The following is a 22,711-nucleotide window of genomic DNA, read 5'->3' as shown; positions in this document are numbered from 1 at the left end:
GCATTTTATGGCGCAGATCGCAGCAAAGTAAGGCCGATTCGGCCGGAAACGCCGCTCCGGCCACGCTACACTCGGCGCCGGGCCGATGCTCCGGCCCCGAAAACATCCGCGCCGAGGAAACGCCATGGCCTCCCCCCGTTCCACCCCTCCCGCCCTCAAGACCCCGCCGTCGGCCGCCGATCTCGCGGTTTTGGCCGAGCTGGAGAAGAAGGTGCTGTGGCTGGCGAGCTGGATGATCCACAACGCCAACCATTTGCGGCCCGGCACGGACGGCCTGAAGGTCGGCGGCCATCAGGCCTCCTCGGCTTCGCTGGCCGCCATCATGACCGCGCTCTATTTCCACGTGCTGCGCCCCGAAGACCGGGTGGCGGTGAAGCCGCACGCGAGCCCCATCTTCCACGCCATCCAGTATCTGCTCGGCCGGCAGGACCGCGCGCGGCTGGAGAATTTCCGCGGCTTCAAGGGCGCGCAATCCTACCCCTCGCGCACCAAGGATGCCGACGACGTGGACTTCTCCACCGGCTCGGTGGGCTTGGGCGTCGCGCAGACGCTGTTCGCCAGCCTCGCGCAGGATTACGTCCACGCCCACGGCCTCGCCGGCGACCGGCCCAAGGGGCGGATGATCGCCCTCGTGGGCGATGCGGAGCTGGACGAGGGCAACGTCTTCGAGGCCCTTCTGGAGGGCTGGAAGCACGAGGTGCGCAACACCTGGTGGATCATCGACTACAACCGCCAGAGCCTCGACGGCGTGGTGCGCGAAGGCCTCTACGAGCGCTTCACCGGCATCTTCGAGGCCATGGGCTGGCAGGTGGTCGTGCTGAAGTACGGCACCCTGCAGCAGGCCGCCTTCGCCGAGCCGGGCGGCGCGGCGCTGAAGCGCTGGATCGACACCTGCCCGAACGCCGAATATTCGGCCCTCACCTTCCAGGGCGGGGCCGCGTGGCGCAAGCGCCTGATGGACGATCTCGGCGACCAGGGGGACGTTTCCGCCCTCATCGCCCGGCGGACCGATGCCGAATTGTCCGCGCTGATGACCAATCTCGGCGGCCACGACATCGCCTCCCTCATCGCCGCCTTCGACGCCATCGATCACGACCGGCCGGTGGCCTTCCTCTGCTACACGGTGAAGGGCTTCGGTCTGCCGCTGGCCGGCCACAAGGACAACCACGCCGGCCTCATGACCCCCACCCAGATGGAGGCGCTGCGCGCGTCCATGAACGTGGGCTCGGGGCGCGAATGGGAGCCCTTCGAGGGGCTGAAGCGCCCGGAAGGCGAACTGCGCGCGTTCCTCGATCGCGTGCCCTTCGCGCAGGGCGGCCCGCGCCGCTATGCCGACCCGGCGCTCGCCGTGCCCGCGCTCGCCCCGCCGCCCAACCCCAGCATCTCCACCCAGGCCGGCTTCGGCCTCATCCTGCAGGACCTCGCCAAGGGCGACAGCCCGCTCGCCGACCGCATCGTCACCACCTCGCCTGATGTGACCGTCTCCACCAATCTCGGCCCGTGGGTGAACCGGCGCGGCCTGTTCGCCCATGAGGCGCTGGCCGACGTGTTCCGGCGCGAGCGCATTCCCTCCACCTTCGCCTGGGAGTTCTCGCCCAAGGGCCAGCACATGGAACTCGGCATCGCCGAGATGAACCTGTTCCTGACCCTCTCGGCCTTCGGCCTCTCCCATTCCCTGTTCGGCGCCCGCCTCGTGCCGGTGGGCACGCTCTACGATCCCTTCATCTGCCGCGGGCTCGATGCGCTGAACTATGCCTGCTACCAGGATGCCCGCTTCATCCTCGTCGCGACGCCCTCCGGCATCACGCTCGCGCCCGAGGGCGGGGCGCACCAGTCCATCGCCACCCCGCTCATCGGCATGGCGCAGGATGGCCTCGCTGCCTTCGAGCCGGCCTTCGTCGATGAGCTGGCCGTGCTGATGGAATTTGCCTTCGACTATGTGCAGCGCGACGGCGAGGGCGCCGCCGACGAGCGCAACTGGCTGCGCGACGAGACCGGCGGCTCGGTCTATTTCCGCCTTTCCACCCGCCCGCTGGAGCAGCCGAGGCGCGCCTTCACCGAGGCGCAGAAGCGCGCCATCGTGGACGGTGCCTACTGGCTGCGCGAGCCCGGCCCCAATTGCGATGTGGTGATCGCGGTGCAGGGGGCGGTGACGCCCGAGGCCATCGATGCCGTGGCCCTCATCGCCGAGGACCGGCGCGACGTGGGCCTCCTTGCCGTCACCTCCGCCGACCGCCTCAACGCCGGCTGGACCGCCGCTGCCCGCGCCCGCGAGCGGGGTTTTGCGGGGGCTGAGAGCCATGTGGAGCGGCTTTTGGCACCCCTGCCGCGCCATTGCGGGCTCGTCACCGTCATCGACGGCCATCCCGCGACGCTCGGCTGGCTCGGCGCCGTGGCCGGCCACCGGGTGCGGGCGCTGGGGGTGGAGCATTTCGGCCAGACCGGGACGCTCGCCGACCTCTATGCCCATTACGGCCTCGACACCGCCTCCATCATCGCCGCCGCCCAGGGCATCTCCTCGGGCCGGCCGCTGCGGCACCTGAAGGCGGTGTGAGGGGCAGCGCCTCACCCCCTGGCGACAATAGACTCCGGCGTTTCCCCGCTCCGCCCGCGCAGATCCGTTCATGTTCCCGCGACGGACCTTCGCGCGACCGCTTGTCCTCCGCCCAAACGTCCGCTAGAAGCGCACGACCACGCCACCGGCGTCATGGATACCCTCGCGGATTTCCTCCGGCGCCGGCTCTGCGGAGAGGTGGCAGAGTGGTCGAATGCACCGCACTCGAAATGCGGCATACGGGCAACCGTATCGGGGGTTCGAATCCCTCCCTCTCCGCCAGACCTTAAGTCGCCTCCGGTCACTGACGGTCGAAAACCCCTTTGACATCAACGAAAATCTGCCCTCTGCTAGTCGCTGACGGTCGCAGCTAGTCGCCCAAAGGCGCGTTTTGCGCTGGGGCAGATGCTGGGGCCGCTGGGGCACGCAGATGGGTCGCGAGACGAAGAGGCTGACCGCGCGCACGGTCGCGACGCTCACCACGCCGGGGCGGCATGCCGACGGCGGCAACCTCTATCTGTCCATCTCCGCGAACGGTGGGCGCCGGTGGATCTTCCTCTATCGCTGGGGCGGCAAGCAGCTCGAGATGGGGCTGGGCTCCGCCCGCGACGTGTCGCTCGCGCGGGCGCGTGAACTGGCGGACGCGGCTCGCGCCCAGCTCGCCGAGGGGATCAGCCCGCTGTCCCTCCGGCGGGCCGAGCAGGTGGTCCCCACCTTCGGCGAAGCTGCGGATGCGCTGGTGGATGACATCGCGCCCGGCTTCCGGAATGCCAAGCACATCGAACAGTGGCGCATGACCCTCAAGGAGTACGCGGCCTCGCTTCGCGACAAATCGGTTGCCGACATTGCCACCGATGACGTTCTGGAGGTTCTGAAGCCGCTGTGGTCCACGAAGCAGGAGACGGCTTCCCGCCTTCGCGGGCGCATCGAGCGCGTCCTCGACGCAGCCAAGGCGAAGGGGCTCCGCACCGGCGAGAACCCGGCCCGGTGGCGTGGCCATCTCGACGCCTTGCTGCCCAAACGCCAGAAGCTCCAGCGGGGGCATCATGCCGCGATGCCGTATGGCGAGGTGCCGGCGTTCGTGAAGCGGATCCGCTCCCTGAAGGGCGCCACTGCCCTCGCACTGGAATTCCTGATCCTCACGGCCGCGCGTACGGGCGAGGTGCGTGGCGCGACCTGGGCGGAAATCGACCTTGAAGCCAGGGTGTGGACGGTGCCGGCTCCGCGCATGAAGGCGGGCAAGGTGCACCGCGTGCCGCTCACTTCGGTGATGCTCGATGCCCTGGAGCGCGCGAAGGACCTCCAGCCAGATCCGGGCCGAGACAAATTCATCTTCCCCGGTGGGCGCCGGGGCCAGCCGCTTTCCGTCATGGCGCTCGATATGCAATTGCGCCGGCTGGAGGTGGATGTGACCGTCCACGGCTTCCGGTCCTCCTTCCGGGATTGGGCCGGAGAGGAAACCAGCTTCCCCCGTGAGGTTGCAGAGGCGGCGCTGGCCCATGCTGTGGGCGACGCCACCGAGCGCGCCTATCGCCGGGCCGATGCCCTCGAAAAGCGGCGGCAAATGATGGAAGCGTGGACGCGGTTCGTTCAGGGCGGCGCCGGCGCCACTGTGGTGCCGCTCCGGCCGGCGGCAGAGGGATAGGAATTGCCCTGTCCAGATTGGACGGGGCTTCGTGAAGCGTGGGGCTAGGCCGGCCAGCCGAAAGCCGAGAGCGCACCCTCGGTGCCCCACGCGCCATCTGGTGCGAAAAGGCGGTGCGCGCCGTGACGAGAAGACCGAGAATTGTGCCTCCCGGCATGTGGCTCATCGCCGATGCAGAAGCTTGGGTCGGCGAGCTGATGTTCGGGAAGGACTGGTTTCCGCCGTGGGCGCTCCCCAACCGCTGGATCATCCCGCCCCTTGGATCGAGCGCCGACAATTTGAGCGCGCGAACCCTGGCGGTTGAATATCTGGACTACCGGCGCAACTTCGACCGGCACTTCCTGGTTCACGCCGAGGAATATGGCCTGCGCCCCCCTCTGCTGGTTCGGGATGAGAACGACACCTCGGCGGCGGACTTCTCCGAAGGTCCTGATGACGCGGACGAAAGCATGAAGCTTGTCCGGATAGCCGTCCCGGATCGCCAGTACCGCGCAGCTCTCCGCCTCAACGCCGACGTAGCTAACCGCTGGCAGCGAGTGGCGCAGGTGCGAGAAAGCTTGGTTCGCAATTTCGCGAGCTGTGCAATCCAAACGTTTGTCCGCCCGGAGCACGGTGGGCCGCCAGTCCCGTTCGACGCGGGCAACTGGCATCTGGAGTATTGGGACCCGAGGTTCGATACCCGGCGTGTGGATTTGAGCGAGCCATTCCCGCCCCGCCCCGTCGAGGCGGACTTGAGACCCAGTGAGGACCTGGGACGGTGGCTGGGGAAACTCTATATGGGTCCCATTCGCCCCGCCCATCCGCCGAGCAATGGCCATTGGATCTTCGTCGATATCGAAAGCCTTTATCGCGCCTATAACGTGCCGATGAAGACGGGCTCGGGCGGCAATCCGCCCCCGGATCTGCCTGGGCTTCAGCCCGAGGATATCGCCTTGCCGGGCCTGTCCTACCCAACGCTGCAAGAGGCGGTCTCGGCGGCCCTAAAGGAGATCCCAGAGCAAGCCGACACGACCCGCCGAGCATTAAAGGCTATTCAGGTCCTAGGATGGACGGGGTGGCCCACTGGTTCATCGAAGAAGATATATCCAATGATCCGAAGCAAAATGGGACTTCAGAAGGGGGAAAACGTATCCGATACCCTTCGCAGAATGGTTCGCGCTTATCGCCTGAATGAGTACCGATAATAGGTAAGTGATACATCCGTACTTCAGCACTTCATCCCGGTGCACGAATCGCGATATGTTCTCACCTTCTTGCTCGCTGGAGGTGCAGATGATCGACGGACTTTACAAGGTGGAGTTCGGTACGCAGCTGGGTGCAGGAACGGGTGTAGTCCACTTGAAGGATGGCCGCGTCTGGGGCGGGGACATGAGCCTATACTACGTCGGCACCTACACCCTTGACGGCGACAGGTTTGCTGCGGAGGTTCGAACCGATAAGCACTCTACCGTTCCCGGTTTGGCTTCCGTCTTCGGCATAGACCGGGTCAACATCCGCCTCAACGGCAGCGTCGCGGGCAACTCGATCCGCACCAATGGCACGGCCGCGGAGGCCCCCGGCGTGAGCTTTCAGGCTCACCTGACGCGCCTCGCGGATTGAGGTCCGGCTCTGGGGAGCGGAGGCACCGGAGATGGGCGCGCCATGACAGTGGCAGACGAGGTTAAGGCACTCGTGGCGCGAACGCCCGGCGTCACCGAGGAAAAGAACCAGTGAGCCGGCCGCGGGCGCATCACTTCGTGCCGCAGTTCCTCCTCCGGCGATGGGCGGACGCTGATGGCCGCGTGCAGGCGTGGCGATGGGATGGCGGACAGGTCCGAAACTTTCGCGTCCGACCTTCGGAGACCGCGAATGTCCGGAACCTCTATGCTCGCGAACTCGTGCCGGATGATGAGCAGGACGAAGTCGAGCGGTTCCTTGGTGCCTTAGAAGCTAGGGCGGCCGCAGCGATCGATGCAACGGTAAGTGGGGATTTCAGTCTGCTTCCCGACGAGCATCTACGCAACCTCGCGGTTTTCATGATCGCGAGCCATGTGCGGCTTCCGCATCACATCGATCATATGCGAGCAGAAGGACGCCGTCTCGTTGAGGAGGCCTTATCGAGGCCCGATCCGGACTTCGAACGGCTGAATACGACTTCCGCGCGTAACCTATTGGAGTGGACTCGACAGCATCATCCCGCACGCATCGCCAACTTCGGCATCGATACCTTGCCGGGCGTCATTCTTCGCGGCGGATCGCTAGATAAACTGCTCAGAATGAAGTGGATGCTCTCTAATTTTGAAACAACGCCATTCGAAGTGCTCCTATCTGATCGGCCGTTGGTGCTCTACGGTGGGATCGATAACCCGCACCATTTGCAGGCGTTCGCGATTGGGCCTCGCCATATCATCTTCGCCGCCCCAAGTGGCGAGACACTCACCCGCATCACAAGGTGGTTGCCCCGCGACGTAGTGCGGGCGTTCAATCAGGCCGTAGTCGGGCAGTGTGCCCGGTTTGCCTACGGGCGCGCCGAAGCTCGCTTCATCGAGAAGTTCCTGCCGCGCTCGCCGCCTGCGTCACGCCTCCTACCGATCGGGTCTTGAGGCAGGCGCGCCAAACCACCAGGGAAGGCAGCGGCCAGTTCGTGGCGGGCCATGCTTCCCTCGGCGGCCGCCCTGGGCCTCACGATTGGCGAGGGTGAAGCGGTGCATTGAGAGGCAAGCCGAGCGGAACTGCGGGTTAACCGCTCGGCCCCCCATCGGCCCCCCATCTGAGCTGGAGGCAGATGCCGACTTAATCAGCTTCAGTTTGCCCGTCCGCCAACGAGAGCCCGGCTGTCTGGAGCGTCACGGGACGCGGGAAAAGCCCTTCTCTCGATCGGAGTGAGTCCGAGTCGGAGATAATATCCTCAAGAAGAGACAAAATCAGAACACGCTCGCATGATGTTACCGATCTCTCGATCGACATAAACAGATTCATTGCCCGCGCCATCGCTGCCGATTTTTTCATGATTTATCTTTCTGCCGGGCAGACAGACGGCTTTTTATGCGCAGACAATTGCTGTCCGAGAGATCGGGCGACTCCAGTTCTGATTATCCTTTAGGGGTCGCGGCAATGGGCTTGGACGCCTTTTCTTCCGCAAGTAGACGAACGAGCATTCGGCGAACAGCCGGGTCCGTTTCGTTCTCGATCTTTTTCTCAAAGTTTTTGATGTTTCTTAGATGGACGAATTCGTCGAAGCTGCGGGGCATGAGGTATCCCTTTTTCAGGGTCGTCATCAGCCATTTGCATTCGATGCTTAAAGGAGAACGCCCCAAAGTCCTCCGAAAAATCCCGTACCATCCCTCCAGTGCGACACGAGAACGAGATGGCGGATTTTTCAAACTCCAAGATTTTACTATGCGCCGGCGCGCATGGATTGGCAAATCAAATAGAAAGCCATGCCAAGCTTGAGCGGAACAATTTTGTCTCCGGCCGAGTTCTATTTCTCGTCAGCAGGAGACGGCGATGTCTACGGGTATTATTATCCTGCTAATCGTCGTCAGCCTCATCTGCATTCTTTTGGTCACGTGGTTGACTCGGTAGGCTTAGCCGAGACGCCGAGAAGCTGCTCCTCGTCGATGACGAAACGGTAGATTCCCGGCGGAAGGTCGCCATCCGCCTCGCTGAGGCGAATGGCGCGATCGAACGTGACCGTGATTTCACGGATTCATACGTTCAAGACGGCACCTCAACCCTTCTTCTTGGGCGGGCTCAACGATACCGGGGACCCCTTCACGAAAGAAGCTGGCGCGTCCGGCACCTTGATCTTCTTAGGCTTCTTTGCCTCGCGATTGCCGCGCAGCTGTCCTTTGGCCATGGCCGTTTCCTCTCGGGCACGTGGGTCGATCCTGCCGGCGAAACGAAAAACGCCCTGCGACCGTCAAGGGCCACAGGGCGTCGGGCGCTCTGCTAGGCAAAGGGATGGCACATCACCACCGGAGCTGCCGGTACATCCGCGGTCAGCCGTCGGCAACAATGATCAGTCCGGCGCTCCTGAAAGACTCAGGCTGCCGGCCATCAGGTCAGCTCAGATCCCTGAGCATGTCCGCGGACATCTTCCCGCTCTTGCGATCGGCGACAAGCACAAAGCCCACCTTCTGGCCTTCGCGCAGTTCGCCGAGGCCGGAGCGCTCGACAGCGCTGATATGGACGAACGCGTCATTGCCGCCTGCATCAGGGGCGATGAATCCAAAGCCCTTCTGGGCATTGAACCACTTCACGGTTCCCTCAGTCATGGGAAACCCTCTCAATTTCGATAATTAGCTCACCGGCCCACGGCCAGTCGTCGACATCGCATTTTCTGGCGAGAATTTCTGGATGGGCGCAAAATAAAAATCTGCGCAAAACCAATTGATCAGGCTTTGTATCGACCAGACCACTATGCGCCGATATTCGCGAGTGTGCAACATTATTTATCTGTCAATCAATTCAACGAGGGAGCCGAACGGCAATGTGCTAAGCTGATGACCCTGCCCCCCTTGGAGCTGACCTGAACCCAGGCTAGCTAGGTGCGCTCTTGTTTGCGCAGCCTGTCCAGACGTTCGAGCGCGGCAGACCCCACGGAGCGCCCTTGATCCCTCTCCAGATCCGCCACACCACCACCTATCACTTCCATCGACCCGTGACATTCGGGCCGCACAGACTGATGCTGCGCCCCCGTGAAAGCCGCGACCTACGACTGATGTCGAACGAACTGGCGCTGACCCCAGCGGCAACGGTGGACTGGGCCCAGGATGTCTTCGGCAACGCCGTCGCCACGGCGACTTTCGCGACTTCCGGCGATCAACTGGTCATCAAGAGCAAGACCGAGCTCCAGCTTGATGCCGTGCCATGGCCGGTGTTCGCCATCGAGGGCTCCGCCACGTCTTTTCCCTTCAACTATTCCGCCGATGAGTGGACCGATCTCGGGGCGCTGGCGGTCCCCCAGTTTCCCGATGCCAGTGGACGGTTGCGGAGCTGGGCGATGGGCTTCGTCCGGGGAAATTCCACTGACACTCTCTCCCTGCTCAAGGATCTGAGCGCCGGCGTCTCCCGGCAGATCTCCTACCAGAGCCGCGACGAGGAGGGGACACAGTCGCCAACCCAGACGCTTGATCGTGGTTGGGGCTCATGCCGCGATTTTGCGGTGCTGTTCGTCGAGACGGTCCGCAGCCTAGGCTTCGGCGCGCGTATCGTATCGGGCTATCTCTATAACCCGACCGGAACTGTCGTGGGCACTCAGGGCATGGGCTCCACCCATGCGTGGGCGGAGGTGTTTGTGCCCGGCGCCGGCTGGATCCCATTCGACCCCACCAACCGCAGCATGGGCGGGTACAATCTCATCCCGGTCGCGGTGGTGCGCGACATTCGTCAGGCGATCCCCGTGCAGGGCAGCTTCATTGGAGACAGCAGCGCCTTCGGCGGCATGACGGTTGACGTCCACGTCACCTCATGACCGGACGCCTTAGCCCAGGGCGGTGCTCTCGGCTCTGATCGGCCTCTAGCTGGCCGACGCCGTACTCCTCACCCTGCTGTGGCGGTCCCATCGTGGTGATGTGGACTAGGCACTGTCGATCGGCGGGCAAGCGGCCGGCGCCCGGTTTCCCCGACGCCGGCCGAAGTACTTCACGCCAGCTCTACCTCGCGAACGGCGCCGGCCATGGCCTGCGCACAGGCGGCATAGGTTCGGCGGTGCAGCTCGGTCTCCCCGTAGTTCAGGCTTTCCAGCTTGCCCTGGAGCAGATCGAACTCGCCGCCGGGCACGATGTCCGTGGAGTATTCTGGGGATTCTGCCTTGCATCATTAGCGAACCAGCGGGCATTCTTGATCGGCGGTGCGGGGGCTGAGGAGCAGATTTCTCGGCACTGATTAACTATGGGGCCGACTAATGCCGGTTACGGCCGCTCAAATTGATTTGTGGCGTAAGGCGCCAACGGAAACCCAAATCCTCGAGTTCAAAGAGGCAAAAGCAAGCTTTGATCGGGAAAAACTTAATGAATATTGTGTAGCTATCGCTAATGAAGGCGGCGGCCACCTTGTTCTTGGGGTATCTGATGTAAGGCCACGCGTCGTGGTGGGAACCCGAGTATTTCAGAATCTGATCGATTTAGTGAATGAGGTCTTCCAGCGGGTCGGCTTCAGGGTCGAGGTCGAAGAGGTCGAACATCCCGATGGGCGCGTGGTAGTTTTCACGATTCCCTCCCGACCGAGAGGAACAGCGTACCACTTGGCCGGTCGCTATCTAATGCGCTCGGGATCATCATTAGTGTCGATGTCGGAGGACCGGCTTCGCTCAATTTTCGCCGAGGGGGCACCAGACTGGCTCGAAGAGCCATCAATGAGCGGGATAGACGCTCAGGAGGTAATAGACAAACTCGATACCCAAGCATTCTTTGAGATGATGAAAATGCCTTATCCAGGCGACAGGGCGGGCGTTATTGCGCGGCTTCTTGATCAGCGCTTGATAGATCAAGTGGATGGCATGTTTTCGATACGAAGAATCGGAGCTCTTTTACTCGCCAAAAAGCTTGATGATTTCGCTGACGTCTCTCGCAAGGCGGCGAGGGTTGTCGTTTATACAACTAATTCAAAATTAGAAACTCGTCTCGACCAGATTGGTCAACGAGGGTATGCGGCTGGTTTTCAGGGGTTAGTCAATTTCGTTCTTCAGCAAATGCCCCAAAACGAAGTTATCCAGAACGCTTTGCGAAAGAAAGTTAAGCTCCTTCCAGAAAACAGTGTGCGCGAGCTAATAGCAAATTCGCTAATTCATCAAGACTTGAAAGTGGGTGGCGCAGGCCCAATGATCGAAATACACCCAGAGAGGATCGTAATCTCGAACCCGGGTGAGCCGATAGTCAAGGTCGACCGCTTTATTGATGGCTATCAATCCAGGAACGAGCGCCTCGCCGACTTCATGCGTCGAATGGACATTTGCGAGGAGAGAGGAAGCGGCATTGATCGTGTGGTGCATGAAGCCGAGCTTTTTCAACTCCCCGCACCAAAATTTCAGAGTGACCCGCAGCGGACCATGGTGACCGTATTTGGCCCGCAACCGTTTGAGCATATGGACCGAGAGGACCGCGTTAGAGCTTGTTACCAGCATTGCTCGCTGAAATGGGTACTTAACGAGCGTATGACCAATCAGACGCTTCGCGAGCGCTTTGGACTGCCCGAAAGTCGGGCGGCCATAGCGTCCCAAATTATCAGCGCAACGATCGATTCGGGGATGATTAAGCCCGATGAGACAGTGGGGGCTTCGCGAAAGTACGCGCGCTATCTGCCTTTTTGGGCCTAGCTCATTTTTGAGCATCCGCGCCTCAAGCGGGCGCAGGACAAAAACCCTTGTTAAATCAATATGATGTTATTTTAGCCTTTCCGAGGGGTGTGGCCGTATTATACCTCTTATCTTATTTTAGCTCCCGCCTCCGACTGGCTCCTCCCCGCCCGAGAACCCCGCCTCCTCAATACCTTACCATTTTAGCCTATTCCGCGACGGGCGCTCAGAGTGCTATAATACCGTGTGGGCTCGCTGATGAGGATTTCCTGTTCACTGCTGCGCTATAGGCAGCGCTAGCGAGCCCCGGCAGCTTTTGCCGCATCTCTCTCTCGCTCCCACGCATCCCACGAATCTTCCGGCGCCGTCACAGCCTCGCGCAGCCCGCTCGCCTTGTCGAGGGCGGCATCCAGCGCCTTGCGGTCCCATCGGTTCGTGCCTGGGATCGGGCCGGGCACCAGCCCTTGCCGCTGCCATGCCGAGAAGCCGCTGCGCGTTAGGGCGCAGTAATCCGCGGCCTGCTGCAGCGTCAGGCAGCGCGGCTCGATGGCGAGGGCGGGCTTGTCCTTGTTGCGGGCCATGGGTCAGCTTTCGTCCTTCTTCACACCCCGCGCGACGATTTGGAGCGCATCGGCCGGAAGCGGCCTCTGTAGCGCCTTCGCATCCTGCCATGGCGCGGTCATCCAGATTTCGATTTCCTCAGGCTCCGTGAGGATCACCGGCATGGCCTTGGGATGGATCGAGGCGACCGGCTCGCTCGGCTCGGTGGTGAGGAACCCGAACAGGTCCGCGGTCTCGACGCCCGTCTTCATCTTGCGGACGCAGGTCCATCCCGCCGTCCAGATCCCGGCGAACACGGCCAGCGGGCGCGCCTCCGAGAAGGCGAACCATACGTCGCCGCCGGCCGCCTTGTTGAACTCGCTGAAGCTCGTGAAGGGCACGACGCAACGGCTCTCCGGCCCGAGCCATCGCTGCCAGTGCTTGCTCGACGTGTTGCGGATGTTCGTTGTGCCGCTGTCCGGCTCCAGGCGCAGCAGCTCCTTGAAAACGACCGGCTGCCCCTTGGCCTCGAGCTTTGCCGCGCGCTTCTTGGCGGCCTCCATGAGCGCCAGCTGCGACGACGGCATGCCCCATCGCGCCATGGCAATCTCGCGCACACCGTCGGCACCCCTGCGCACGATGGGCGCGTCATAGTCTGGGAAGATCCCCGGCTGCGGCGGCAGATTGCCGGCGAGGTTCCGCGTCGCGCGCGCCAGATCGATGATTGCCTGGACGTTCGAGGTGTGGCTGTAGAGGTTGCACATGGGGCGAGGCTACGGCACAGCGCCGGCCGCGCGCCAGCCCCTATATCTCGTGACTTGTTCTCTTTTTGTTCTCGTGGAATCCATGGGCGGGGAGTGTCCGCTCATGCGTCTGGTCGAGTATCCCCACGTCGTTGTCCGGGTGGCTTGCGTCTTGTGCCAGAGGCGCGGGCGGCTCCGGCTGGCTCGGCTGGCAGAACGGTATGGGGCAGACGCGGGCCTGGATGTGATCTTGGACCGGCTCCGGTTCCCGTGCCCCTATCCGCTCCCCGATCCAACACGGCGTGCACAACGCAAACTGTCGCCCACCTGCGGAATCTATCTTCCGGATCTGGCGAAGCCCCGCCCGCCTGATCTGGCCCGGCCGGAGCTGCGGGTGGTGCGTGGGCGCAACGAGTGAGGGGCGGATGAAGGACGAGCCTTGGACATCGCCCGACGCGCCGCGCTGGAAGCGCTGGGCTGGGAGCGTGATCCTCACGCTCCGCATGGCGGGGCCCGGCGCACCGAACGCACATGTTGATCCTGCGCGTGCTTGGAAATAGTGGGGGGCATGCGTGCGCATCGTCGCGCAGGATCATCGGGAAGCGCCTCATGTCGTTCCGTTTGACGCGGGAACAGCTCTACGACTTGGTGTGGTCCGAGGCCATGCAGAAGCTGGGGCGGCAGATCGGAATTTCCGATGTCGCCTTAGCCAAGCATTGCCGGAATCATAATATTCCGGTCCCCGAGCGGGGCTATTGGAACAAGCTGAGCGCAGGTAAAAAGGTTACTCGGAAGCCTCTGTCGTTACGTGACCTAGGTTCGATTGATTGGATCGAGATTTCCGGGAAACTTACCTCGGATCTGCTCGCGCGGATCAAAGGCGAGCCGGGCGTGCCGAATCCGGAGGAAGGCAGCCTCGATCTCCTCACAGAACGCTTCCGGCGGCGCCTGGGTAGCGTGTCTGTTCCTCGGAGCTTTGCCCGAGCGCATCCCCTTATCGCCAAGCTACTGGCTAAGGACGAAACGCATCGCCAGAGGAAGCTGGCCGAGCCCTTCTATTGGAGGGAGCCTCAGTTCGATACCCCATTCGAGAGGCGGCGCCTTCGGGTTTTGAACGGCCTTTTTCTCGCTTTCGAAAAAGTGGGATGTGGAGGTTGGGTTAGGGGCGAGCAAGCGCGTGAGCTCTCTCTTTCCATTGGGGGGAAGCATATGGGGTTCACACTCGATCGCCCCTCGAGTCGCCGAGGCGGTGGTCGGCCGGCATCATCGGGTGACACCAATGACAAGCTTTGCCTCGAGCTTGCGTCTTACGAGCCACCTGCGGGTGTACGGCTGCTCTGGGCGGACGAAAACGGTTCGACCTTGGAGGACCAATTTACGGAAATGATCGTGGGTATCGCTGTGGCGGCGGAGCAGCTTCAACGCGCAGCGATATCCAGGCAGATTGCATGGGAACGACAGCGGAGGGAGGAAGCCGAGCGAGAAGCATTGAAGCGCAAGATCGAGGAAGAGCGCCGAGAGCGCGAACGGCTTGCTGCGTTGGCACGGGCTAAAGTCGATCGTCTTCGCAATCAAACAGAAGCATGGTTCTCTGCAGCGAATATCCGTACTTTTGTCGCCGCCGCCTTAGCCTCCGCCAGTGGGGCGCAGGACAGAGCCAGGGCAGAGGCGTGGGCAAGCTGGGCGCTTGAAGTGGCAAATGAAATGGATCCTTTGACGTCTGGTTCCGCCATCGAATTCATCAGGACATTCCGGGCGTCTGAGGACCAAGATCCAATCGCTCGGGGGGAAGGAGAAGAGGAGGAGGATTTCTAGGCGCCGGTATGTCTGCTACCGCTCCTTCCTCAGCCTCACGCCCGGCCCCTCGCAGTTTTCGGCGACGAAGATGATACGGGCCGGATTGGTTATTTGTTGAAACGGTACCCCCAAGGGCCGGGCGTCCATTGGGGGACGTCCATTTTCGGCACCGTCAATGAACTGCCCTTAATGCGCCAAACGTCGTTTCCGTGATCGAAAACGGCCACAGGTGTTCGCGTTTCGTTGATCTGAAAATCGATGATCACTTCCTCATTCTCTGGCGGCAGGTGGCCGTTTTTAGTGATGAACCAGTTAGGGCCACGCATTCTTACCCCCGGTTGCCCATGGTTCAGGAACTCGACGCCGGCTTCTTCGAGGGCGCGCATGACGGCCGTGATTTTGTCGAGGCCGCTCGTGAGCATGTCAGGCCCGCGCTTTTCCATGGCGCCGATGGTGTTGATGTTGACGCCCGCTCGGCGCGCGAGTTCACCCTGATCCATCCCCGCCAGCGCTCGCGCTGCCTTGAGCTGGTTTCCCGTTGTCAGCATTCCGCTTCCTCATATCTATCTAACTAGGATTTTTTCATAGTTCGCTGTTGACGGCAACTGAAATGCAAATCATAGTGAACTAGGATTTAAACCTAGTTAGACGGGTCCAGAGATGCCCAACCTCTCCCACATCATGCGCCGCGCCTGGTCGCTCCTGCGCCAGTCAATGGCGCTCTACAGCCGGCCCGCTTTCGCCGCCCATCTGCGGCAGGCATGGCATGAGGCCCGGAATGCCCCGGTGACGGACTGGGCAGTCCTTCAACGCTACATCGTCGTGTCGCGCGGCGCCCACCGGGCCGAGGTCATCGGCAAGCTGGAGAACGCCCTTGCCGAGGCGCGTTCTCGCTCGGCGAAGTACAGCCGGGCCGGCGTGCCTGCCTCGTGGACAGCAGGCAAGCACCGCTCCAACGACCTGATGCGCGTCGCCAACGTCGAAGCCATCCTGCGCGCCGAGAAGGCCGCGGCCGGCATCGCTGCCAGCTACACCGCGAAGCGGGACGGCGCCGCCTTTGTTCTGAAGCGGGATGGCGTCGAGTTCGGCCGGCTGATCGGCCCCGCCGACCGGCTAGCCTTCACCAGCACCGACATCGCCCTCGCCGAGAAGGTGCGCACCGCCGTCGTGCCGTGGGGCGGTGTCCCTGCCGCCCTCGCCAAGGTCCGGGCGGCTGACGAAGCCCTGCGCCTCGCCCGTATCGCCTGATCCCGAGGCGGCCCGCCGCCTCCCATCGCCCACCCTTCACACCCCTGGAGCCCACCGATGCCGAAGCCCACCGCGGCGGCAAACGCCGCCCCCATGCCTGCATCCTCCCGCCGCGCCTTCCTCAAGGCCGGTGCGGCCCTCGGAACCGTCGCGGCGCTCGCTGTGCCCGTCGTCGTGCTGCCGAAGGCGGAAGCCGCGGAACCCGATCCCGTCTTCTCCGCTATTGCGGCGGTGCGCAGCGCCCAACAGGAGCGCGACCGCCTCTGTCGCAAGGTCGATGCCGAGCACATGGCCGGAGGCATCTCCGCCCAAACGGATGCCGAAGTGATGGCCGCGTGTTCGGCCTACGCAATCGTGTTGCACCGCGCCGTGCGCACCGTACCCACCTCCGCCGACGGAATGCAGGCCTGGCTCGCTCTCATGTGGGCGCCCAGCACCTGGGATGATGACATCTGGGAGGAAGAGGTCCGTCCTATCCTCGCGACGGTGCGCGCCTATCACGCGCGGGAGGCAGCCCATGCGTGAGCCCCGCACCCTCTCCCGCCGCGGCGCCCTTCTCGGCGCTGCCGCGCTCTCCCTCGGCGCAACGATGGTGGGCGCCTCGGCCATCGCTGCGCCCGATCCGGTCTTCTCCGCGATTGCGGCCCACGCCGCCGCTCGCGCCCGGCTGAACGAGATGGACAGCACGGATACCGGCTGGGACGCCGCCCTCGATGAGGAGGAAGACCTGTGGAAGGCCTTCTGTGCCTGCCGTCCGGTCAGCATGGGCGGCCTCGCGGCCTATGCGGCCCACGCTGCGGTATACCCCGATCTGGAGGTGTTGACCGGTCATTACGGCCCCGCGCAGATCATCTCGAACATGGCCGAGGCTCTGCGCCGCCTTCCGGTGGGAGGCGCCAATGTCTGAGCGTCACTCTTCCCCTTCTCGACGCGGCATCCTCAAGGGTGCTGTTGCCGGCCTTGGGGGCGCCGCAGAGGCCGCTCCCGCCGACGAGGAATTGCTCGCCATGGGGCGCGAGCTGGCCGCTCTGGCTGTACAGGAGCAGGCTGCGGATGTTGCTTCGGATCGTCTCCATGATGCGGCCAAGCGCAGTTGCTCGGCTCCTTCTGCCGCCCTGTTGGCCTATACCCATCAGGGCGAACCGCTGTTCCGCCCGCTGGGCGACGGCTACACGCTGAACACGGGGCCGTATGGCCATCTGCTGGAGCGGTTCCGACTGTGCAACTCCTTGGGCACCGTTGCCGACCGTTGGCCCGAAGTATCGCTGATGGCGGATCTCAGGACTTGGGAGGACGGGTTGCGCGCGGCCGGTGAAGCGAACGGCTACGCGGCGGCGATGCGGGAAATGGAACGGGCTGCACAAGCCGCCCACGCCCTGTGCGAGCGCATCGCGGTGACGCCTGCCACGACACCGGCCGGCGTCCGGGTGAAGCTCCAGGCGTTGGCCTACTGTCATCGAGGCGAGCCCGGCGAAGGCACCGAGTGGATTGCGGAAACCATCAACAATCTCCCGATCTATGGGCGCGGGTTCACGATGGACGAACGGCTCGTCTACAGCGTCTTTCGCGATGCGTGCGCCCTTGTCGGAGGCGCCCATGTCTGAGCATCGCCCCAGCCGCCGGGGCCTCTTGGCGGGAGCCGCCGCCGTCGCGCTTATCGGCCCGGCCACCACCGCCCACGCTGCCGACCCGCTCGTGGCTCTCATCGCGGCTTATCGCGCCGAGTGCGAACAGCTCGACGCGACCGTGGGCGATATCCCGGAGGATGCCCCCATGCCGATCTGGCACGCGCTCAACGACGGCCGCATCCCGGCCGCCACGAGCAAGGCGGGGGCGGTTGCCGCCCTGAGGCTGGCAGCCGAGATGTGCGAGGACTTCGGCGGCGCCGATGCCGTGCCGAACCTCATGCAGGCGGCCCTGAGCTTCTTGGAAGGTGCCGCAGCATGACCCGCCGCACATCCACTGGCCGGCCGGGCCGCGCCCTCGCCACCACGCCGCAGCTCCCGGCTGTCCAATTTGAGCACCAGCCCGAGCTGCGCGCCCTGATGATCCTGCCGGCGCTCCCGCCGGGGCAAATGACGTTCCCGGTGGAGGATGACGCCTTCCACCCGCACCTGCGCCGTGGCGAGTTCGCCGTGGTGGACCTCGCCGACCGCCAGCCGGCGCAGGGCGAGCTGTTCCTGATCTCCTACTCCGATCCACGGATCGAGTGCGGCCGCACCTTCGCCCTCTGCCAGATGGTGGGGCGGCCCCGCTATCGACGGCCGGGTGGCGGGTGGGTGCAGCAGCCGGAGGCGGGCGCCGAGCCCGCAACGTGCTGGATGGCCCGGCACTGGATCCCGCCGGCTGATCCGCGGGACCGCGAGGCGGCGCTGCGCTCCGGGCGCTTCGGCGCGAGCGAGGGACCATTCACCACCGAACACGCCGCTGAGAAGCTCGTGGGGCGCGTCGTGGGCGTGTGGGTGCCAGGGTGATTTGGGGCATGATTCTCACATGCGGCGTCGTCACGGTCCTGAAAAGCCGCAAGTCTCGTCGCGAAAGCCGCAAGTCGGGCCCCAGGTGCGACCGCCAGCGACCGGCTTATAGCCGCTTCTATCTCGCATGCGGGGCAAGTCATCTCGCATGCGGCGCAAGTGCCTCTGATGCGGGTTCTTTTGCAGAAATTCGATCGGCACTCTTCTCGTCGTCACACGCCGTTGTGCGCCGGATCGGCGCAGGCGGCACAAGCAGCGAGGACGCGATGGCCGCCAGCACGAACACCGGTTTCGCCACCACAGAGGCTCCCTCCGCCGCCGCACGGGATCTGCAGCACGGCGCCTACAGCATCCGCGACGCCGCGACCTATCTCGGCATCGGGGAAACCAAGCTCAAGGAGGAGATCCGCGAGAAGCGCCTGGAGGCGCGGAAGTACGGGACCCGTACCCTCATCCTGCGTGAAGCTCTCGACGCGTGGCGCCTGAGGCTTCCCGTCCGTGCCGCCTGAAATCGAAAACGCCCCGATGCCAGCGAGCAACGGGGCGCTGATTTCGTTGGTCTGACGCCTCTCTTCCGGAAAAGCATCATGGACAAATCCATACCTCACACCCGCCGCGCCGGCAAGCGTCCGCCGCCCACCAGCAGCGCCAAGCCCGCGTCCTCCAGCCTCCCGAACACCCTTCACCTCGCGGCCCATCGGCTCGCATCCGCCCTCGGCGTGCCGTTCGGCGTGGCCCTGGCGCACGCCGAGGCCGCGGGCCTTGGACGGGAGGCGCGTCATGGCTGATGTGATCCGGGTCACCTTCCGCCTCGATGCTGAGGGGCCGGCCTTCACTGTGAAAGGCCGCATGGCCTGGGCCCTCCACGCACTTGTCGAGGCCGGAGAGCGCGGCTGCACCCCCATTGACCGGCCCGCGCCCCGTTGGTCCGACTATATTTTCAAGCTCCGCAAGGCGGGGCTGGCCATCGAGACGCTCGATGAAGCCCACGGCGGAGCCTACAGCGGCTCCCATGGCCGCTACGTGCTCCGCTCGCCGGTGCAGGTGATCGAGGAGGCGCGGCGATGACGAATGTCGTCCACCTCCACGCCGAGCCCCACGTCATCCTGGAAGTGGGCACCGTCGCCCGCTCCAATGATCCGCGGGACCTCGGCCAGCGCCGATATTTCCTCTACCGCTGCGAGGGCGGCAACAGCTCGTGCGTCTGGAGCGGTGGCGACCACGCCGCCGCCTTGGATGCTCTCTCCCGCTGGCGGCAAGATGGCTTCCTCGGGTTCGACCGGACAAGCCCGCCGGCTCGGGAGGTGCGGGCATGAACGAACACGCCCTCAAGCGGCGCGTCGAGCGCCTGACCGCCAAGAACACATCCACGACCAACGCGGACGAACGGTTCTTCGCACGCTTTCCGGATCGCCGGCACCGCGTGCGGCTCGCGTCCATCCACGAAGTGGAAATCTTCTGCCTCATCGGCAATCCGCCGCCGGTGGCCGAAGGCTGGCGGGTCTATGCGGTGCTCCGCACCATAGGCGGGGCCCGGATGCGCGGCTTCCTTGTACTTCCCGCCGCGGCGGCCGCTCAGGTGGACAGCCTCACCGAGGCGGACTGTGCCGAGACCTTTGAATGGTTCCTCCGGCTGCATCCGCAGATGGGCGCGGTGGAAGCCGAGGTGCGCAACACCTTCGCAAAGGGAAGCGCGGCATGAGCGGCGTCGTCAGCTTCCCCCCTTCAGCGATCCATTCGCACGAGCACGCGAGCGCCGAGACGACATTCGCCGTTGAACATGACGGCGGACCGTGGTGGGTGGTGCAGCGCCTCGCCAGCAGCAGCTGGCTCATCCGCCGCATTTCTTGCGCCACGGAGCGTGAGGCTCGCGCCATGGCGGAGTGTCTGAGCGCCGGTGAAGAGCAGGTGCTGGATGGCGAGACCCTGGCGGCTTCCCACGGAGGGCTGGACGACTGGGGAGGCGCTGCATGACCCCTCTCGAGCACGCCCTCGACTACGCCCGCCGGGGCTGGCGGGTGTTCCCGTGCAATCCGACGCCCAGGCGTGGCTTTTCCAAGGTGCCACTGATTGGGTGCGACAAGGATGACGCCGGGAAGGACATTAAGGACACCGGGTGGAAGTTGAAGGCCACCACGGACGAGGCCCAAATCCGGGAGTGGTGGGCGAGGTGGCCGGGCGCGCTCATCGGCGTGCCCATGGGCCCCGTGAGCGGCGTGTGGGCCATCGATCCCGACGGCGTGAAAGAGGAAGGCGACCCCGACGGCATGGCTGCATGGGAGAACATCGCCAGCCAGCACCCGACGATCCGGACCCATACGCATCTCACGCCCAACGGCGGGCGCCACCTCCTATTCCGGTGGCGGGACGACCGGCCCATGACGAATACAGAGCGCGGGTTCCGCGCTCATGGTGCGCGCGGCATCAACGTTCGCGGGGAAGGGGGTTATGTCATCGCACCGGGCTCACGGCTTTCGGACGGCCGCAGCTACGAGATGGAAGATCCCATGGATTTCTTCCACTTCGCCGAGGCGCCTGACTGGCTCTATGCGATGTTCGATGCGACGGCGACGCAGCCGGCGCCCCAGCGCTCCGCGAACGTCGTGGACTTCCGCGGACAGCGGCAGGCGCCGCCGGACCGCTACGTGCAGACGGCCATTGCCGGAGAGTGCTGGGCGCTGGCGCAGAGCGGCCGCGGCGAGCGCAACAACCGGCTCAACGTCGCCGCCTTCAGCCTGGGGCAACTCGTGGGCGCCGGGCTGGTGGACGAGGACATCGTGCGAGGCGAACTCCTTCAGGCGGCGGCGAGCTGCGGCCTCATCGCCGACGATGGGGAGCGGCCGGTGCTCGCCACCATCGAGAGCGGTCTGTCGGCCGGCCGGCTGAAACCCCGCGAAGTCCCGGACCGGCAGGAGCACCGGCACGAGATGCGCGGCACCGGCACGGATGGCCCGGCCCCTGCGCCACAGGCTGCGCGGCGTCAGCGGATCACTGCAACCCCCTGGCAGTGGGTGGACCCGACCACGATCCCGCCGCGCCGCTGGATCTATGACAAGCACTATGTCCGCCGCTTCGTCTCGGGCACGGTGGCACCGGGTGGCGTCGGCAAGTCGTCGCTCATCATCGCCGAGGCGCTGGCCATCTCCACCGGCCGGGCCCTCTTGGACGTGCCAGTGCAGGAGCGGGCGCGCGTCTGGTACTGGAACGGCGAGGATCCCCGCGAGGAGATGGACAGGCGCCTTGCTGCCGCCTGCCAGCACTACGCCGTCCAGCCGCAGGAGATCGAGGGCCGGCTGTTCATCGATACCGGCCGCGAAGTACCGATCATCATCGCTGAGAAGGTTCGGGACACGCTGACGGTGTCGCGGCCGGTGATCGAGGACATGGAAGCCACGATCCGAGAGAACGACATCGACGTTGTCATCATCGATCCCTTCGTGTCGTCCCACAGCGTCGGCGAGAACGACAACGGGGCCATCGACCGGGTGGTGAAGGAGTGGGCCGGCATCGCCGAGCGGTGCAACTGCGCTGTGGAGCTCGTGCACCACGTCCGCAAGGCCATGGGCGAGCACACCTATACCGTGGAAGATGCCCGCGGCGGGTCGGCCCTCATTGGTGCGGTCCGCTCGGCCCGCGTGCTTAACGTCATGGCTCAGGACGATGCTGACAAGGCCGGCATTGAGCCCGAACACCGCAGGCTGCACTTCCGGGTGGACAACGGCAAGGCGAACATGGCGCCCCCCATGGAGCGCGCCGTCTGGCGCAAGCTGGTGTCGGTCGGGCTGGGCAACGGCAGGGATTACGGGCTCATCAACACCGAGGATCACGTCGGCGTCGTCACCGCCTGGGAAATGCCTGACACCCTGCACGACGTGCGCGCCGAGCACATCGAGAAGGTCGTGGCGGCCGTGCGGGAGAACCCGGATTACCGCGTAGACATCCGCGCCGCCAACTGGATCGGCAACCTCGTGGCGCAAGTGCTAGGCGTGGACCTTGTCGACAAGGCCGCCAAGGAGAAGGTCAAGCGGGCGCTGGCCATGTGGTTCGCCTCGAAGGCGCTCGGGAAAGAAATCAGGCCCGACAGCAAGCGCGAGATGCGCGAATTCGTGGTGGTCGGTCCGGGGTGGCAGTCATGATTGCCGCAGTTGAAAAACCAAACTGCGGCAGACTGCGGCAACTACGGCGGAAAAGGGCGGTTGCCGCAGTGCCGCAGTTGCCGCAGTCCTATGTATATAGGACGCGGCACTACTGCGAACTGCGGCGCCCCGGTGTGGGAAGAGAAGTGCGGCAAAATCGGGTGGTCCCGAGGCCGATATCCCGACCTCGCCGCCTACCTGCCCGCGCCGTGCCCGCCGGGTCGCCTAGACCGGCATCCCCTTCTGCGGTCCTGCCCTCGATCATCCACTCCGCATTCCCATGACGACAAATGACGGT

At 64.3% G+C, this 22,711-nt stretch carries 27 protein-coding genes and 1 tRNA gene; 22 read left to right on the top strand and 6 right to left on the bottom strand.

The window, feature by feature from the left end; all coding sequences use genetic code 11:
- Positions 1-124 precede the first annotated feature (124 nt).
- The 6 genes from ACT54R_RS09705 to ACT54R_RS09680 all read left to right on the top strand — a co-directional run bounded on the left by ACT54R_RS09705 (position 125) and on the right by ACT54R_RS09680 (position 6,781).
- A complete protein-coding gene (locus ACT54R_RS09705) occupies positions 125-2,554 on the top strand; it encodes a 1-deoxy-D-xylulose-5-phosphate synthase N-terminal domain-containing protein (protein WP_476325759.1) in 2,430 nt (809 codons plus the stop codon).
- Positions 2,555-2,746: 192 nt separating this feature from the next.
- Positions 2,747-2,836, top strand: a tRNA-Ser gene (locus ACT54R_RS09700).
- A 148-nt stretch (positions 2,837-2,984) separates the two neighbouring features.
- Positions 2,985-4,199: a tyrosine-type recombinase/integrase gene (locus ACT54R_RS09695; protein WP_476325757.1), complete on the top strand. Its 1,215-nt coding sequence runs from the start codon at positions 2,985-2,987 to the stop codon at positions 4,197-4,199.
- A 155-nt stretch (positions 4,200-4,354) separates the two neighbouring features.
- On the top strand, positions 4,355-5,383 hold the full coding sequence (locus tag ACT54R_RS09690; protein ID WP_476325755.1) for a hypothetical protein: 1,029 nt from the start codon (positions 4,355-4,357) through the stop codon (positions 5,381-5,383).
- An 88-nt stretch (positions 5,384-5,471) separates the two neighbouring features.
- Positions 5,472-5,798 carry a GrlR family regulatory protein gene (locus tag ACT54R_RS09685; RefSeq protein ID WP_476325753.1) on the top strand — a complete coding sequence of 109 codons (327 nt, stop codon included), beginning with the start codon at positions 5,472-5,474 and terminating at the stop codon, positions 5,796-5,798.
- Positions 5,799-5,908: 110 nt separating this feature from the next.
- A complete protein-coding gene (locus ACT54R_RS09680; RefSeq protein WP_476325751.1) occupies positions 5,909-6,781 on the top strand; it encodes a DUF4238 domain-containing protein in 873 nt (290 codons plus the stop codon).
- A 1,127-nt stretch (positions 6,782-7,908) separates the two neighbouring features.
- Here ACT54R_RS09680 and ACT54R_RS09675 read toward each other — a convergent pair.
- Together ACT54R_RS09675 and ACT54R_RS09670 are read right to left on the bottom strand one after the other, a co-directional pair.
- The gene (locus tag ACT54R_RS09675) at positions 7,909-8,037 is read right to left on the bottom strand and encodes a hypothetical protein (RefSeq protein WP_476325749.1); all 129 of its coding nucleotides are present in this window, start codon (positions 8,035-8,037) and stop codon (positions 7,909-7,911) included.
- A 205-nt stretch (positions 8,038-8,242) separates the two neighbouring features.
- Complete coding sequence (locus ACT54R_RS09670) at positions 8,243-8,455, bottom strand: cold-shock protein (RefSeq protein ID WP_476325747.1); 213 nt, start codon at positions 8,453-8,455, stop codon at positions 8,243-8,245.
- Positions 8,456-8,790: 335 nt separating this feature from the next.
- Between ACT54R_RS09670 and ACT54R_RS09665 the strand changes: the two genes are divergently transcribed.
- Positions 8,791-9,654 (top strand): transglutaminase family protein, encoded by an 864-nt coding sequence (locus tag ACT54R_RS09665; protein WP_476325745.1) that lies wholly within the window; start codon positions 8,791-8,793, stop codon positions 9,652-9,654.
- 170 nt (positions 9,655-9,824) lie between these two features.
- Here ACT54R_RS09665 and ACT54R_RS09660 read toward each other — a convergent pair whose 3' ends face one another.
- The gene (locus ACT54R_RS09660) at positions 9,825-9,962 is read right to left on the bottom strand and encodes a hypothetical protein (RefSeq protein WP_476325743.1); all 138 of its coding nucleotides are present in this window, start codon (positions 9,960-9,962) and stop codon (positions 9,825-9,827) included.
- A 124-nt stretch (positions 9,963-10,086) separates the two neighbouring features.
- On the opposite strand from ACT54R_RS09660, the gene ACT54R_RS09655 reads away from it, so the two are divergent.
- A complete protein-coding gene (locus ACT54R_RS09655) occupies positions 10,087-11,496 on the top strand; it encodes an ATP-binding protein (protein WP_476325741.1) in 1,410 nt (469 codons plus the stop codon).
- Positions 11,497-11,771: 275 nt separating this feature from the next.
- Here the strand turns inward: ACT54R_RS09655 and ACT54R_RS09650 are convergent, their stop codons facing one another.
- Together ACT54R_RS09650 and ACT54R_RS09645 are read right to left on the bottom strand one after the other, a co-directional pair.
- Positions 11,772-12,056: a hypothetical protein gene (locus tag ACT54R_RS09650; protein WP_476325739.1), complete on the bottom strand. Its 285-nt coding sequence runs from the start codon at positions 12,054-12,056 to the stop codon at positions 11,772-11,774.
- 3 nt (positions 12,057-12,059) lie between these two features.
- Positions 12,060-12,779: an SOS response-associated peptidase gene (locus tag ACT54R_RS09645; RefSeq protein WP_476325737.1), complete on the bottom strand. Its 720-nt coding sequence runs from the start codon at positions 12,777-12,779 to the stop codon at positions 12,060-12,062.
- Positions 12,780-13,367: 588 nt separating this feature from the next.
- On the opposite strand from ACT54R_RS09645, the gene ACT54R_RS09640 reads away from it, so the two are divergent.
- The gene (locus ACT54R_RS09640; RefSeq protein WP_476325735.1) at positions 13,368-14,573 is read left to right on the top strand and encodes a hypothetical protein; all 1,206 of its coding nucleotides are present in this window, start codon (positions 13,368-13,370) and stop codon (positions 14,571-14,573) included.
- An 89-nt stretch (positions 14,574-14,662) separates the two neighbouring features.
- Here the strand turns inward: ACT54R_RS09640 and ACT54R_RS09635 are convergent, their stop codons facing one another.
- On the bottom strand, positions 14,663-15,103 hold the full coding sequence (locus ACT54R_RS09635) for a helix-turn-helix transcriptional regulator (protein WP_476325733.1): 441 nt from the start codon (positions 15,101-15,103) through the stop codon (positions 14,663-14,665).
- A 112-nt stretch (positions 15,104-15,215) separates the two neighbouring features.
- Here ACT54R_RS09635 and ACT54R_RS09630 point away from each other — a divergent pair, with 112 nt between their 5' ends.
- The 13 genes from ACT54R_RS09630 (at position 15,216) to ACT54R_RS09570 (ending at position 22,413) form a co-directional block, all read left to right on the top strand.
- Positions 15,216-15,803 (top strand): hypothetical protein, encoded by a 588-nt coding sequence (locus ACT54R_RS09630; protein ID WP_476325731.1) that lies wholly within the window; start codon positions 15,216-15,218, stop codon positions 15,801-15,803.
- A gap of 57 nt (positions 15,804-15,860) precedes the next feature.
- Positions 15,861-16,328, top strand: coding sequence for a twin-arginine translocation signal domain-containing protein (locus ACT54R_RS09625; RefSeq protein ID WP_476325729.1), 468 nt, complete (start codon positions 15,861-15,863; stop codon positions 16,326-16,328).
- Positions 16,321-16,710 carry a hypothetical protein gene (locus ACT54R_RS09620; protein WP_476325727.1) on the top strand — a complete coding sequence of 130 codons (390 nt, stop codon included), beginning with the start codon at positions 16,321-16,323 and terminating at the stop codon, positions 16,708-16,710. The genes ACT54R_RS09625 and ACT54R_RS09620 overlap by 8 nt, the downstream gene beginning before the upstream one ends.
- Positions 16,703-17,407: a hypothetical protein gene (locus ACT54R_RS09615; protein ID WP_476325725.1), complete on the top strand. Its 705-nt coding sequence runs from the start codon at positions 16,703-16,705 to the stop codon at positions 17,405-17,407. Before ACT54R_RS09620 ends, ACT54R_RS09615 begins: the two co-directional genes overlap by 8 nt.
- Entirely contained in the window at positions 17,400-17,750 is a 351-nt protein-coding gene (locus tag ACT54R_RS09610) for a hypothetical protein (RefSeq protein WP_476325723.1), read from the top strand. The genes ACT54R_RS09615 and ACT54R_RS09610 overlap by 8 nt, the downstream gene beginning before the upstream one ends.
- The gene (locus ACT54R_RS09605) at positions 17,747-18,277 is read left to right on the top strand and encodes a hypothetical protein (protein ID WP_476325721.1); all 531 of its coding nucleotides are present in this window, start codon (positions 17,747-17,749) and stop codon (positions 18,275-18,277) included. Before ACT54R_RS09610 ends, ACT54R_RS09605 begins: the two co-directional genes overlap by 4 nt.
- Before the next feature lie 266 nt (positions 18,278-18,543).
- Positions 18,544-18,786, top strand: coding sequence for a helix-turn-helix domain-containing protein (locus tag ACT54R_RS09600; RefSeq protein WP_476325719.1), 243 nt, complete (start codon positions 18,544-18,546; stop codon positions 18,784-18,786).
- Between the two features lie 78 nt (positions 18,787-18,864).
- Positions 18,865-19,065, top strand: coding sequence for a hypothetical protein (locus ACT54R_RS09595; RefSeq protein WP_476325717.1), 201 nt, complete (start codon positions 18,865-18,867; stop codon positions 19,063-19,065).
- Positions 19,058-19,345: a winged helix domain-containing protein gene (locus tag ACT54R_RS09590; RefSeq protein WP_394103270.1), complete on the top strand. Its 288-nt coding sequence runs from the start codon at positions 19,058-19,060 to the stop codon at positions 19,343-19,345. Before ACT54R_RS09595 ends, ACT54R_RS09590 begins: the two co-directional genes overlap by 8 nt.
- Entirely contained in the window at positions 19,342-19,593 is a 252-nt protein-coding gene (locus ACT54R_RS09585; protein WP_476325715.1) for a hypothetical protein, read from the top strand. The genes ACT54R_RS09590 and ACT54R_RS09585 overlap by 4 nt, the downstream gene beginning before the upstream one ends.
- Positions 19,590-19,979 carry a hypothetical protein gene (locus ACT54R_RS09580; protein WP_476325713.1) on the top strand — a complete coding sequence of 130 codons (390 nt, stop codon included), beginning with the start codon at positions 19,590-19,592 and terminating at the stop codon, positions 19,977-19,979. The genes ACT54R_RS09585 and ACT54R_RS09580 overlap by 4 nt, the downstream gene beginning before the upstream one ends.
- The gene (locus ACT54R_RS09575; protein ID WP_476325711.1) at positions 19,976-20,251 is read left to right on the top strand and encodes a hypothetical protein; all 276 of its coding nucleotides are present in this window, start codon (positions 19,976-19,978) and stop codon (positions 20,249-20,251) included. Before ACT54R_RS09580 ends, ACT54R_RS09575 begins: the two co-directional genes overlap by 4 nt.
- The gene (locus ACT54R_RS09570; RefSeq protein ID WP_476325709.1) at positions 20,248-22,413 is read left to right on the top strand and encodes an AAA family ATPase; all 2,166 of its coding nucleotides are present in this window, start codon (positions 20,248-20,250) and stop codon (positions 22,411-22,413) included. Before ACT54R_RS09575 ends, ACT54R_RS09570 begins: the two co-directional genes overlap by 4 nt.
- Positions 22,414-22,711 lie beyond the last annotated feature (298 nt).

It is taken from the genome of Xanthobacter sp. DMC47 (assembly GCF_056313845.1).
The sequence above is the reverse complement of the archived record's forward strand: the minus strand, read 5'-3'. Positions and strand labels throughout refer to the sequence as shown.

Coding starts and splice junctions, on each gene's coding strand:
- ACT54R_RS09705 (WP_476325759.1), top strand. CDS start 125: ATGGCCTCCCCCCGTTCCACCCCTCCCGCCCTCAAGACCCCGCCGTCG.
- ACT54R_RS09695 (WP_476325757.1), top strand. CDS start 2,985: ATGGGTCGCGAGACGAAGAGGCTGACCGCGCGCACGGTCGCGACGCTC.
- ACT54R_RS09690 (WP_476325755.1), top strand. CDS start 4,355: ATGTGGCTCATCGCCGATGCAGAAGCTTGGGTCGGCGAGCTGATGTTC.
- ACT54R_RS09685 (WP_476325753.1), top strand. CDS start 5,472: ATGATCGACGGACTTTACAAGGTGGAGTTCGGTACGCAGCTGGGTGCA.
- ACT54R_RS09675 (WP_476325749.1), bottom strand. CDS start 8,037: ATGGCCAAAGGACAGCTGCGCGGCAATCGCGAGGCAAAGAAGCCTAAG.
- ACT54R_RS09670 (WP_476325747.1), bottom strand. CDS start 8,455: ATGACTGAGGGAACCGTGAAGTGGTTCAATGCCCAGAAGGGCTTTGGA.
- ACT54R_RS09655 (WP_476325741.1), top strand. CDS start 10,087: ATGCCGGTTACGGCCGCTCAAATTGATTTGTGGCGTAAGGCGCCAACG.
- ACT54R_RS09650 (WP_476325739.1), bottom strand. CDS start 12,056: ATGGCCCGCAACAAGGACAAGCCCGCCCTCGCCATCGAGCCGCGCTGC.
- ACT54R_RS09645 (WP_476325737.1), bottom strand. CDS start 12,779: ATGTGCAACCTCTACAGCCACACCTCGAACGTCCAGGCAATCATCGAT.
- ACT54R_RS09640 (WP_476325735.1), top strand. CDS start 13,368: ATGTCGTTCCGTTTGACGCGGGAACAGCTCTACGACTTGGTGTGGTCC.
- ACT54R_RS09635 (WP_476325733.1), bottom strand. CDS start 15,103: ATGCTGACAACGGGAAACCAGCTCAAGGCAGCGCGAGCGCTGGCGGGG.
- ACT54R_RS09630 (WP_476325731.1), top strand. CDS start 15,216: ATGCCCAACCTCTCCCACATCATGCGCCGCGCCTGGTCGCTCCTGCGC.
- ACT54R_RS09625 (WP_476325729.1), top strand. CDS start 15,861: ATGCCGAAGCCCACCGCGGCGGCAAACGCCGCCCCCATGCCTGCATCC.
- ACT54R_RS09620 (WP_476325727.1), top strand. CDS start 16,321: ATGCGTGAGCCCCGCACCCTCTCCCGCCGCGGCGCCCTTCTCGGCGCT.
- ACT54R_RS09615 (WP_476325725.1), top strand. CDS start 16,703: ATGTCTGAGCGTCACTCTTCCCCTTCTCGACGCGGCATCCTCAAGGGT.
- ACT54R_RS09610 (WP_476325723.1), top strand. CDS start 17,400: ATGTCTGAGCATCGCCCCAGCCGCCGGGGCCTCTTGGCGGGAGCCGCC.
- ACT54R_RS09605 (WP_476325721.1), top strand. CDS start 17,747: ATGACCCGCCGCACATCCACTGGCCGGCCGGGCCGCGCCCTCGCCACC.
- ACT54R_RS09600 (WP_476325719.1), top strand. CDS start 18,544: ATGGCCGCCAGCACGAACACCGGTTTCGCCACCACAGAGGCTCCCTCC.
- ACT54R_RS09595 (WP_476325717.1), top strand. CDS start 18,865: ATGGACAAATCCATACCTCACACCCGCCGCGCCGGCAAGCGTCCGCCG.
- ACT54R_RS09590 (WP_394103270.1), top strand. CDS start 19,058: ATGGCTGATGTGATCCGGGTCACCTTCCGCCTCGATGCTGAGGGGCCG.
- ACT54R_RS09585 (WP_476325715.1), top strand. CDS start 19,342: ATGACGAATGTCGTCCACCTCCACGCCGAGCCCCACGTCATCCTGGAA.
- ACT54R_RS09580 (WP_476325713.1), top strand. CDS start 19,590: ATGAACGAACACGCCCTCAAGCGGCGCGTCGAGCGCCTGACCGCCAAG.
- ACT54R_RS09575 (WP_476325711.1), top strand. CDS start 19,976: ATGAGCGGCGTCGTCAGCTTCCCCCCTTCAGCGATCCATTCGCACGAG.
- ACT54R_RS09570 (WP_476325709.1), top strand. CDS start 20,248: ATGACCCCTCTCGAGCACGCCCTCGACTACGCCCGCCGGGGCTGGCGG.